General features: G+C 40.8%; 10 protein-coding genes and 2 pseudogenes. 7 read left to right on the top strand and 5 right to left on the bottom strand.

Annotated elements, in window-relative coordinates; all coding sequences use genetic code 11:
* Positions 1–574 precede the first annotated feature (574 nt).
* Both HADU_RS03465 and HADU_RS03460 read right to left on the bottom strand, forming a co-directional pair.
* Positions 575–1,801 (bottom strand): type II toxin-antitoxin system HipA family toxin, encoded by a 1,227-nt coding sequence (locus tag HADU_RS03465; protein WP_008303595.1) that lies wholly within the window; start codon positions 1,799–1,801, stop codon positions 575–577.
* Positions 1,801–2,058: a helix-turn-helix transcriptional regulator gene (locus HADU_RS03460; RefSeq protein WP_008303594.1), complete on the bottom strand. Its 258-nt coding sequence runs from the start codon at positions 2,056–2,058 to the stop codon at positions 1,801–1,803. The genes HADU_RS03465 and HADU_RS03460 overlap by 1 nt, the downstream gene beginning before the upstream one ends.
* A 205-nt stretch (positions 2,059–2,263) precedes the next feature.
* Here HADU_RS03460 and HADU_RS03455 point away from each other — a divergent pair, with 205 nt between their 5' ends.
* The 5 genes and pseudogenes from HADU_RS03455 (at position 2,264) to HADU_RS03435 (ending at position 6,607) form a co-directional block, all read left to right on the top strand.
* Positions 2,264–2,449, top strand: a complete 186-nt coding sequence (locus HADU_RS03455) for a hypothetical protein (RefSeq protein WP_005222029.1) — start codon at positions 2,264–2,266, stop codon at positions 2,447–2,449.
* Positions 2,450–2,690: 241 nt separating this feature from the next.
* Positions 2,691–2,909 (top strand): Sec-independent protein translocase subunit TatA, encoded by a 219-nt coding sequence (locus HADU_RS03450; RefSeq protein WP_008303591.1) that lies wholly within the window; start codon positions 2,691–2,693, stop codon positions 2,907–2,909.
* 9 nt (positions 2,910–2,918) lie between these two features.
* Positions 2,919–3,335 (top strand): Sec-independent protein translocase protein TatB, encoded by a 417-nt coding sequence (gene tatB, locus HADU_RS03445; RefSeq protein ID WP_008303590.1) that lies wholly within the window; start codon positions 2,919–2,921, stop codon positions 3,333–3,335.
* A 116-nt stretch (positions 3,336–3,451) separates the two neighbouring features.
* Positions 3,452–4,109, top strand: a pseudogene (tatC, locus tag HADU_RS16085) (twin-arginine translocase subunit TatC).
* A gap of 167 nt (positions 4,110–4,276) precedes the next feature.
* On the top strand, positions 4,277–6,607 hold the full coding sequence (locus tag HADU_RS03435) for a PhoX family protein (protein WP_008303587.1): 2,331 nt from the start codon (positions 4,277–4,279) through the stop codon (positions 6,605–6,607).
* Between the two features lie 338 nt (positions 6,608–6,945).
* Here HADU_RS03435 and HADU_RS03430 read toward each other — a convergent pair.
* Positions 6,946–7,754: pseudogene (locus HADU_RS03430) on the bottom strand (SDR family NAD(P)-dependent oxidoreductase).
* Between the two features lie 240 nt (positions 7,755–7,994).
* Here HADU_RS03430 and HADU_RS03425 point away from each other — a divergent pair.
* The gene (locus HADU_RS03425) at positions 7,995–8,381 is read left to right on the top strand and encodes a diacylglycerol kinase (RefSeq protein ID WP_005222036.1); all 387 of its coding nucleotides are present in this window, start codon (positions 7,995–7,997) and stop codon (positions 8,379–8,381) included.
* Positions 8,382–8,420: 39 nt separating this feature from the next.
* Complete coding sequence (locus tag HADU_RS03420; protein WP_005222037.1) at positions 8,421–9,128, top strand: phosphatase PAP2 family protein; 708 nt, start codon at positions 8,421–8,423, stop codon at positions 9,126–9,128.
* 25 nt (positions 9,129–9,153) lie between these two features.
* On the opposite strand, the gene HADU_RS03415 is transcribed toward HADU_RS03420, so the two are convergent.
* Positions 9,154–10,473 (bottom strand): ATP-binding protein, encoded by a 1,320-nt coding sequence (locus HADU_RS03415; RefSeq protein ID WP_005222038.1) that lies wholly within the window; start codon positions 10,471–10,473, stop codon positions 9,154–9,156.
* Between the two features lie 5 nt (positions 10,474–10,478).
* Positions 10,479–11,150 carry a response regulator transcription factor gene (locus HADU_RS03410; RefSeq protein ID WP_008303577.1) on the bottom strand — a complete coding sequence of 224 codons (672 nt, stop codon included), beginning with the start codon at positions 11,148–11,150 and terminating at the stop codon, positions 10,479–10,481.

The following is an 11,150-nucleotide window of genomic DNA, read 5'->3' as shown; positions in this document are numbered from 1 at the left end:
GTATATTATGTTAAATGGGATATTATGCAGATAGCCTATCTCTATATATGTTGTTCATAAAAATTAATTTTGAAATTTTCAGTAGAAATTAAAGCTAAAAATGAAATTGCGAAAAAATAAAGCTAATAATGAAATAAAACTCACTTAGGAAAAAATCATTACTAGTTTTATCAAATAAAATCTTCGATCTATCAAAAATTTTCATCGATTTTTATACATTAGCGACCAAAGCTTTTCTTTTGTATTCAATCGCAAAATCTTCACCTTCCTTGCGAATTGCATCTTGGTATTCAAGCTTTTTAAAAGAATTTCTACTGTAAATCTGAGAAATCCATTCTGGTGTTACTTATATCTACTAATCTCAAAACCGCAATATTACTATCTCTGATCCCGCCAAACTGCCAAGGAATACCTAAGTCAACACTTCCCTCCCTCAATAAATGTCAGCCTGTTACCGATATGACCAGTCTGTTCGGGTTTATTCTATATCATTGAATGGAAAATAAATCCCACGTCTCTGAGGGCATCTCTCAATAATAGTAGCTACTACGGTTGTAAATTATTCTAGAATGGATTATTTGTACTTTTTCTTTTTGTCATGTCTATATACAGGCTTGATTGAATGAGTGCTCATTACCTTTGATAGATTCTGCTTAATAGATTCTCGCAATCCATCTAAGTATTCAATTTCATTGGATAACTTTAAATAGTCAGCAATTTGGTCACTGAAATACTCTATAATTTCTTTGGCATTTCTAATGCGAAATTCAGGACTTTCAGCCAATTTCAACAGCTCTGCCTTAGTCGGGAATTGCTTGCTGCCATTTATTTTAAGAGCGAGCTGATTATCAATATTTTTATATATGAGTGTATGTGTGATATCGAAAGGTGGTGATACAAAGATATCGCTCATATCTGGCGTATATTGCAGAGCAAAGTTTTTAAGGTGAGCGTCACCGTTCCCGATCAGGCAATTAAAAACGATGTACTTATACATTTTTACGACTTCTGCTTCACTTCGGGTGTATAGATAGGTGGCTTTCAGCAAGTTTTCGTAGCTCCCCTTGTACTTCTCGTTTGGGTCATTAGACCTTTTGAGAAGAGTCGTAAAATCCTCATAGCCTAATTTGGTTCCATCAGCAGCTTTATCAAAACGCTCAATAATGTAGGTTTCTAAATTGGCTGATAAATATGTTTTGGGTGGTTGCAAACCACAATAACGAGCAGCTTCCATACAGACAAATTCATTTACCGTCAGTAAATCAAAGTCTGCATCATAAGACTTAACAATCAGGTCTTTTTGTTGAACAGTACGCTCCGTTAGAGTAGTCACATTAGGAATGCTAACTTTGGGCTGAACTCCAGCTAAAGAGTTTCGTAAATAATATTTTTCTAATAATTGTGGAAAAAGTGGAACTTGGCTATTGTAGTTAAGAATTTCATCGAGGCTAACTATTTCTACTTCTGGTAATTGCAATTCACTTTTATAGGACAACATGCCAATACCATTAGCTTCTTGTAGAGCCAATAAATACATTTCATTCACATTAGCATATCGAGCAAGTTTACTGGCAATAAAATGGCGATTATGCCCCTCTGGTAAATTTTGGGAAAAAATAGGATGTAATGCCCCATGTGAATATCCCTGCATATCAGGCAAAGTCATGGTAAGAGATACAAATCTTTGTTCTTGTACTGGTTGATAGTAATAATGATCACTATGTGTCAACAAGCCTTGTTTGAAATTATCTGTAAATACTTCAATAGACTTGATTTCTGTTGGTAGTTGAAAGTTGTCCATCAATCTTCTTCACTAAATAAAGTATCGATGTCATTCCAATTTGGCAGATTTCGTTTTTTGGGCGTGACTTCAAACTGCAATCCAACCGCATCTATTAGACGTTCAAAAATATCAAATGAGCCTGTGAAACGACCATTTTCTATTTCAGAAATGGTGGATTTATTGACTCCAGATTTTTTTGCCATCATTTGTTGTGTGTAGTCTAATTTCTGCCTTGCTTCACGTATTTTTACTCCAATCTCTGCACGACTAGCCATAAACCCCCCCCCATCTGTTCGTCATTTAGCGAAATATTGCTAACCAGTATATATGAGTTTGCTATATGGCGAATATCTTACTATATTTATCTTATATTTTCTATATGGCGAACATTAGGGTTTATGTTGTCTATATTTCGCTATATAGCGAATAATTAGCTAATAAATGCTTTCTGAATTACACGGTATATCTACGAAGATAATCATGGAAAATGGTAATTCAGATATTCTTAGTATTGATGAGCTTAAACAAATAGAAATTAAAAACCTGCAACGGGCTGTCCAGCATTGTGAAGGAAAAATTTTTGGTGAAGATGGTGCGGCCAAATTACTTGCAATTAATCCAACGACCTTAATTTCAAAATTGAAAAAATTAGGGATTCGCTATTAATTTTTCCCGGACCTCTACTTTGACATGATAGAGGTCTGGGGATGTTTACTTTTTTTCATTTCTTAAAATATTAACTTTACTAAGTTTATAAACCAGAAAAATTTAAAAAATAAACAGCACAACTCATTGCGAACTTCCCTCTTGCTTCCTGTCTCCAAACTGCCATCAAAACGTCATGGATTTGTCATTTATTCATGTTGAGATAAGCCCATAAATTTAAAAAAGATGTAATGAGGACAACATGGCAGGATTATCGATTTGGCACGTACTTATTTTTGCAATCGTCGTAATTTTACTTTTTGGCACGTCTAAACTCAAAAATCTGGGCAAAGATGTTGGCGGTGCAATCAAGGACTTTAAAAAATCTGTACGTGAAGAAGAGGTTGAAGCGGCAAAAATTCAACAGCCCCGCACTATTGATGCTGAAGTTAAAGTCAGCGAGAGTTCAATCAAAAGTTAAGGTATCGTTATGCTCAATATTGGAATGACTGAGCTGCTAGCCTTTGGGGTAATTGCACTTCTAGTGCTCGGACCAGATAAGCTACCTGAGGCAGTTCGTTTTATAGGTAAATGGTCTACCAAGATAAAAAGAACCGTCAGCAATATACAAAATGATCTTGACCGTGAATTGCGTCTGTCTGAGCTACGTGAGCAAATGCAAACCGAGCTGAAACGTATTCAGGAACTGGAAGCCAAAATGCAGACACAAATGGCTGATCTCAATGCACCAATTGAGCCGGTCACAAAAATTTCAGAACAGCCGGTACTGAAAACTCAGTCAAGTTATGAACTGGTCAATCAACCGCTTTCCCCGGTTCATTTAACTCCGGCTAGGCAGGTCGCTAAGCAAGAAAAAAAATATCCTGACATGAAGGTGGCCGTATGAATATTTTACCGTCGACTCAAGCCAGCAGCGATCCCCAGAAAGTTCATCTAGAAGAAATGCCGATTACCCGACACTTAGTGATTCTGCGCAAGCATCTTTTCAAGATTGTAGGAATATTGATCGGACTGTTTTTCTGTCTGCTACCATTTGCGACGCATACTTATCAGCTTTTATCCGAGCCTTTACGCGCCCAGTTACCGGCAAGTTCCACCATGATTGCCACCGATGTAACTGCGACATTTATGGCACCGTTTAAATTGAACTTTTTTGTTGCCCTGCTGATCGCCATGCCTTTTATCTTGTATCAACTTTGGGCCTTCGTTAAGCCGGCACTATATGAAAAAGAAAAAAGTACTGGCTTTGCCGCTCCTGATTGGCAGCATTGTCCTGTTTTATGCGGGTATCGCTTTTGCCTATCTGTTGGCTTTACCGTCTATCCTGCATTTTTTTATCAGTGTATCGCCTGAAACCGTCGCGCCCATGACTGACATTAATAGTTATCTAGCCTTCTGTTTAAAACTTTTTCTGGTGTTTGGATTTACCTTTGAAATTCCGATTATTACCCTGTTATTGATTCTGATCGGTGTGGTGAGCACACAGACCTTGGTAGAAAAAAGACGCTTTATTGTGGTGGGGTGTTTTTTTGTGGCCATGTTTGTAACGCCCCCTGATGCCCTGTCCATGATCATGCTGGCTGTACCCATGTGGCTGCTGTTTGAGCTAGGTTTAATGGCCGGAAAATTTCTGGAAAAGCGGCATCTAAAAAATAGCTAATTAAGAAAAATGCCTCCTTACTGGGGGCTTTTTTATATTAATTTATTTATATAAATTAATGTTTTATTTAATTATTTTGAAATAAAAGCTTCACCTTTTAGTCATATTTAACTGCTAGTTTATTTCTGACTTTAAAACAACCAAACCTTATTTGTGGGAATAAAACAATGACAGATTACCTACCTTATGATGAAAATCAGGAACTGGACAATAACACTTCAGATAATCATCATTTTCGGGATATTCTAGAACAATCTATGTCACGTCGTGACTTGATTGCAAAGACTGCAAGTGGGGCTGCAGCATTGGCACTGGCTTCTAGCCTGACTGCGTGTAGCGATGACAATGATAATGGCAATATTGGGGACGATGAGAGCAATCCGAATCCGCCAACAGACAACAATGCTCGTCCAGAAAAATTAAGTTTTAGCCCAGTGAAAAAAAACCTAGATGACTGGGTTACGGTTCCTGAAGGCTATACAGCCACTGTCCTATATGCAATGGGTGACTCAATTCATCCTATCTACTCTGACTGGGACGATAACAATATTCCGAACGGCCCAAGCTTTCAGTTCCGTTCTGGTGACTGCCACGATGGTATGAGCTATTTTGGTTTAAGCACTAAGACTGGCCGTTATGACGAGAATGCATCTGAGCATGGCCTGCTGGTGATGAACCATGAATATATCAATCAAACTTTTTTACATCCTCAAGGACCAACAAAAGTTGATGGTCGTCGTCCAGAAGATGAAGTCATCCGTGAAGTGAATGCACATGGTGTTTCAATTATGCATATTAAGAAAAATACCGAAACTCAAGCGGTAGAAATCGTTAAATCCTCACCATTTAACCGCCGTATTACGGCTTCAACAGTGATGGATTTTTCTGGGCCGGTGACAAACTCTCCATTAGTCCGCACTGCTTTCTCTCCTACCGGTCGTCAGACTCGTGGTACACACAATAACTGTGGTAATGGTTATACACCATGGGGCACTTATTTAACTGCCGAGGAAAACTTTATTGGTTATTTCCAGCGTTCAGGTACAGACCAATATGCAGATCGTAGCGAAGCTGAGAAAACTGCACTTAAGCGTTATGGCTTAGGCTTAGATATTTCATATCAAACTGAAAAAAATGCCGATGGTACAGTTAAACGTGATGAGAAAAATAGTATTGTTTATGTTCTAGATGCACAAGGACAAAAAGTTCCGGAACGCGATGATCAAGACCGTATTGTTTATTTAGATAAATCTTCACGTTATGCATGGGAAACATCTCAGGCTGGAGTTGAATCACAAGATATGTATGACCGCTGGTCAGCTAACGTAACCAAAGCATCTGCAAGTCAAGACTATCGTAATGCACCAAATACCTTTGGCTGGATTGTTGAAATTGACCCATTTGATAACAGTGCGAATCCGGTAAAACGTACTGCACTGGGCCGTTTCGCTCACGAAGACTGTCGTGCTAGCCGTGCGATTGAAGGTGAACAGTTTGCCTTCTACATGGGCGATGACTCACGTGGTGAATACATTTACAAATTTGTCTCTGATGCAAAATGGGATCCAAAAGATATCAATACCGGCTACCGTGCTGGTGACAAATATATGAATAACGGTAAGTTCTATGTTGCCAAGTTCAATGCAGATGGAACTGGTCAATGGATTGAACTTGCTCACGGTAAAAATGGTTTAACTGCAGAAAATGCGGTATATCCTTTTAGCTCTGATGCGGATGTATTAACTTTTGCACGTTTGGCAGGCGATGCCGTTGGTGCAACGAAGATGGACCGTCCTGAATGGGTAGCCGTTAACCCGGAGAATGGTGAAGTCTACGTTACCCTGACTAATAACAGTAATCGTGGCAATAACTCGGCGCAACCTGTTGATGCTGCCAATCCACGTAATTACTCAGATCCTGAAGGCGGTAAAGGTAATGTGAATGGCCATATTATTCGCTTTAAGGAAGAAAACGCTGCATCAGAAAGCTTTGAATGGGATATCTACCTGTTCGGTGCTGAAGCATCTATGGATGCCAATATCAACCTGTCAGGCTTAAATGATAATAATGATCTGTCTTCACCAGACGGTATGTGGTTTGATCCTCGTGGCGTACTCTGGATTCAGACAGACGACGGCGCTTATACAGATACCACTAACTGTATGATGCTGGCTGCCCTGCCTGGACAAGTAGGTGATGGTGGTCCAGCAACAACCTCTAATGGTCAAGCGACGATTGCGGGTGCCCAAGTGACCAATGAAAATTTACGTCGCTTCCTGACTGGTCCAAAAGAGTGTGAAATCACAGGGGTAACCATGACACCGGACTATAAGGCCATTTTCATCAATGTACAGCATCCGGGTGAAGATTCTAAAACCTTTGATGCTCCAACCAGTAACTGGCCTGCAAGTCAATCAGATCGTTCGAACAAGACCGCACGTCCACGTTCAGCAACTGTTGTGATTACGCGTAATGATGGCGGTGTTATAGCCGGTTAAAGAGTTCACTTAAATTAAAATGCTGGCTCAATGCCGGCATTTTAATTTTTGAATGTTTTTTAATTTTAAGAGTTAACTGGTCAATAAAAAGAATATTTTTGTTTAGAGTTAAATTGATATAAATATTAAAGTATGAAGTGGACTTCGGATCAATATATAAGTGAAATCCAATACAACTAATCATAGCTTCAGCTATCTTCTACTTGGAAGACTTGTAATTTGCAGCTTTATTTTTGAGTATTTTTCTAAAAAAAAAGCAGGTATCCAAGGAGGGATTGATACCTGCCACTCTAAGGGAACTATATTACTATCCTGCTTCTTTAGTCTGTGAATCACAGTTAGAAACTAGCAACTTTTTCTGCACATTCACAAATCGTTGGTAACTCTCTATTAATCGATGCTGATATTAAATCTGGTAAAATCTGGTTAACAGCTATCGAAATTTTTCAGGATAGCCGACCTGATACGACTGACAATCCCGATGTAAAAACCAATACAGTTCTTCAGCAACAAATTCGGGACTGTCAATATTTTTTCCCAGTCTGATATTCATTTCTATTGCATTTGAATGATGAATATTGGTTTCGGTAACCCGTAATGAAAAGTATCTGAATCTGATTGAACTTTTGCTGTATTCACGGGCTAGTGCTTCGGTTGCACCACGCAGGGCAAATTGGCTGGCACAATAACTAGCATATCCAGGATAGCCAATACTGCCAAAGGTTGAACCCACATTAATGACCTGGCCAGGCGGACTGATAGATATCAATGGCAGGATCTTTTGTATCAGCTGCATTGGATAAACTGCATTAATCAGCATTATTTGTTCCATGATTTCTTGCGACTGCTGTGTAAATAGCTTGAAATCACTGATACTGATGTTATTAATGTAGTAGTGAATGGGTTTATTCAGCGTAGCAAGAGCTTTTACCAGCTCTTCTCTGCTTTGCTGATCGGCAAAGTTGCAATGAATTAAATCCAGTTGTAGCTGTGGATAACATTGGGCTATATTGTCATGTACTCTTTGCAGAATCTGTTGATTCTGCCCAACAAGAACCAGATTGACCCCGTTTTGGCCCAGAACCTTTGCAATAGCCTGACCAATACCAGAAGTAGCATCCATAATTGTTGCAGTTAAATTAGGCATAAATACTTTCTCTTGTTCTTAACAGAATGATTTGAGATCAAATCTGCCGCAGGTCATGTGGATCACATCACGAAAAATAACTTAATACTTAAGATAAAACTCCAAACTTAAAAAAATCTTAATTCTGCATATAAATTTAAATATTATTTTTATTAAAAAACACATAGAGGCCATTTTTTTAAGAGAGTTTTAAGCACGAAATCTTAAGTTAGAGTTTCCTTTTATTGACTCATGACAGCTATGTCTTCCTACCGTTCACCCTATAAAAGCACCTCGGGAATGCAGCGTATTCTGAATGCGACTCGTTATTCCGTGGCCGGCTTTAAAACAGCCTTTCAAAATGAAGCGGCCTTCAGGCAAATCCTGCTCATCAATCTGATTTTGATTCCTCTGAGCTTTGTCATGCCGGTGAGCCGGGTTGAGCAAGCACTGATGGTGGCCGTGTGTCTGTTGGCGCTAATCGTTGAACTGCTTAACTCGGCGATTGAGGCGGTGGTAGACCGTATTTCCATGGAGCAGCATGAACTGTCTAAAAATGCCAAGGATATGGGCAGCGCCGCCCAGTTTGTAGCACTCAGTTTAATTACCGTGACCTGGGGTCTTATTTTAGCGGGTCATTTGATTTGACCACGCGCCTGCTACAGCAAGAAAAATGGAAGATTTAAAATGATATTCGAGCATTCCCGGTTTTTACTAACACAAACATTGCTGCTGATTTTCAGTTTTTTGATGCTCTGGAATTTTTTTGATGTAGCTGGGAGGGTTGATTTACAGCTGATCTATCCGTTCATTGATGATCAGGGACAATTTCCCCTGCGGCAACACTGGGCACTGGCCGAGCTCAATCACCACTATGTCAAAAATCTGCTGATTCTGGTGTACATAACATTGTTAGCCGGCTGGCTAGTTTCACTGAAATGGCAGAACTGGCATCAACGGCGCTGGGAATTTGGCTATTTCTTTAGCATGGTGGTGCTGACCACGGCCTCAATTGGTATTTTAAAATCCCAGTCGGCGCATGCCTGTCCCTGGGATATGATTATTCCTACCCATGATGGTATTTTGTGGGATTTGAGTGCCACTGCCGGACACTGTTTTCCCGGAGGACATGCATCCAGCGGTTTTGCCTTGATGGCTGGCTATTTTGTCTATCGGATTGCTAACCGCAAGCGGGCTTATTTTTTCCTGATCGCGGCACTGATTTTAGGCTTCGCCATGGGCTGGGCACAAATGATGCGCGGTGCGCATTTTCTGAGTCATAACCTGTGGACTGGCTGGATGATCTGGTGCATGAATGTCATTGGCTATGCACTGTTTAGCCACAAAATGCCACTGGCAAATCACCCCATGCATATGAACATCAGACAGCCTTAATGCCTAAAAACCAAAGCCTATCCACTTAGGCTTCGACCACAGGAAATTTAACCTGTACACACAGACCATCCAGACTGCTACTTTGCGAAAATTCTAGCGTTCCACTCAAGCGCTCGGTGGCTTTATCGACAATCGACAAACCCAAACCACTGCCAATTTCGGCATGGTTATGAATCCGGTAGAAACGCTGCCGGATCTGGGCGAATTGTGTAGGATCAATCCCGGCTCCACTATCTTCAATCTGTAAAATCGCCTGCTGGCCTTGCTGAAAAATCGATACATTAATCACGCCGCCTTTCGGAGTGTATTTAATCGCGTTATCAATTAAATTATAAATAATCGAGTGCAAGGTCGAAGCTTGTCCTTGAATTCGCAATTCCTGTTGCTGTTCTACGCCCAGATCAATCTCTTTCTGTAAGGCCAGCTGAATCATCTGCTCAATGCAGGCCACGGTCATCTGATTGAGCGAAAGCATTTGTGCCGGCTCGGTTAAGCTGTCGGAAGCATCCTGTTTGGCCAAACTCAATAACTGGTTGACCAGATGCTGCATGCGCAAAACACCCTGACTCAGATTATGAAGCGAGTCGCTCTGCGGAAAATGCTGCAATAAAATTTGCAGCTGCAAGTTGAGTGCGGTCAATGGTGTACGTAATTCATGGGCAGAATCCGCGACAAATTGACGTTGTTCCTGTTGAGCCAGAGAAATTCGTCCAAACAGATGATTCATTTCCTGAATAGTCGGTTCTAGCTCCAGGGGATAATCTTTCATTTCAATCGGCTTTAATTCTTGCGCCTTACGGCTGGCCAGTTCCGTTTTAAAATCATGCAGCGGCTGAAAATTTTTCCGGATCATCCAGCCTAAACCGAACACAGCAAAAGGTAAGAAAAGCACATAAGGCAGAAACATATTGCCGGCCAGTTCCAGCGCCAGCTCCTGCCGGACATTTTGCTGCTGACTCACCTGAATCTGCAACTGGTCACTTGGAATGATATAGGTGAGCCAGGTTCCATACGGCGTTTGATGCTTGTAAAAACCTGCTTTTTTGACCGGTGCAACCAGCACATTCTGTGGATGCAAGGGAGTAGCTGTCTCTGCGTAAGACCAGATATCTACAAACAGATCTTCTTCACTGTACTGTTTTTCCAGATCAATTTGGCTTTGTAGCGGTCGCGGATGATTTTCTGCAATGCGCTCTGCCAGACTTTGCATCTGTTTATCCAGTACTTCATTAATTTCTTCGAGTGCAATCCGGTATGCTGAAAAGATCAGCACACAGCCTAATACCAGGCTAAATAATGAAATATAAATAACCAGACGTTTTTGCAAGGAATAACGTTTTTGCATGGCGCTCATCCTAAGCGATACCCTAGCCCACGTATGGTGCGGATGAAGTCTTTGCCTAATTTCGCCCGCAGATGATGCACATACACTTCAACGGTATTACTGCTGACATCACTATCGAAGTCATAAAGCTTGTCTTCTAGATCATTTTTAGAAAAAATTTTGCTGGGATGAGTGAGTAATGCAGTGAGAATGGACCATTCCCGATTAGACAACTCGATCGGCTGACTGTTAAAGCATGCGATATGCTGCTCCAGATCCAATTCCAGACCACTGTGTGATAACTTTTTATGGCTCTCTGCCCCGGTATTTGGGGGACTACTGCGTCGGATCAAAGCATGAATACGGGCCAGCAGTTCATCAAATTCATAGGGTTTAATCAAGTAATCATCTGCCCCCTGATTTAGCCCATCGACCCGGTTCTGTAACTGATCCCGGGCAGAGATAATCAGCACCGGCAAATTAGGGAACTTCTGCCGGATATGTTTGAGTACCTGCATGCCATCCATCATCGGCAGGCCCAGATCCAGCAGGGCAATATCATAGGCCTGCTGTTGTAACTGCTTTAAACCATCCAGGCCATTGTTGACCCAATGCACATCAAATTGATGCAGCTTGAGCAAGGTTTCAGTCGACTCGGCAATCATAAAGTCGTCTTCAATAATCAGTATTTTATGCAT

This window comes from Acinetobacter sp. HA (genome assembly GCF_000264725.1).
GTDB classification, from domain to species: domain Bacteria; phylum Pseudomonadota; class Gammaproteobacteria; order Pseudomonadales; family Moraxellaceae; genus Acinetobacter; species Acinetobacter schindleri.
Note: the sequence above shows the minus strand (reverse complement) of the source record. Positions and strands in the feature narration are given on the sequence as shown.

Excerpts from the sequence above, each read along its gene's own strand:
- HADU_RS03465 (WP_008303595.1), bottom strand. The coding sequence starts at position 1,801 with ATGGACAACTTTCAACTACCAACAGAAATCAAGTCTATTGAAGTATTT.
- HADU_RS03460 (WP_008303594.1), bottom strand. The coding sequence starts at position 2,058 with ATGGCTAGTCGTGCAGAGATTGGAGTAAAAATACGTGAAGCAAGGCAG.
- HADU_RS03455 (WP_005222029.1), top strand. The coding sequence starts at position 2,264 with ATGGAAAATGGTAATTCAGATATTCTTAGTATTGATGAGCTTAAACAA.
- HADU_RS03450 (WP_008303591.1), top strand. The coding sequence starts at position 2,691 with ATGGCAGGATTATCGATTTGGCACGTACTTATTTTTGCAATCGTCGTA.
- tatB (WP_008303590.1), top strand. The coding sequence starts at position 2,919 with ATGCTCAATATTGGAATGACTGAGCTGCTAGCCTTTGGGGTAATTGCA.
- HADU_RS03435 (WP_008303587.1), top strand. The coding sequence starts at position 4,277 with ATGACAGATTACCTACCTTATGATGAAAATCAGGAACTGGACAATAAC.
- HADU_RS03425 (WP_005222036.1), top strand. The coding sequence starts at position 7,995 with ATGTCTTCCTACCGTTCACCCTATAAAAGCACCTCGGGAATGCAGCGT.
- HADU_RS03420 (WP_005222037.1), top strand. The coding sequence starts at position 8,421 with ATGATATTCGAGCATTCCCGGTTTTTACTAACACAAACATTGCTGCTG.
- HADU_RS03415 (WP_005222038.1), bottom strand. The coding sequence starts at position 10,473 with ATGCAAAAACGTTATTCCTTGCAAAAACGTCTGGTTATTTATATTTCA.
- HADU_RS03410 (WP_008303577.1), bottom strand. The coding sequence starts at position 11,150 with ATGCATAAAATACTGATTATTGAAGACGACTTTATGATTGCCGAGTCG.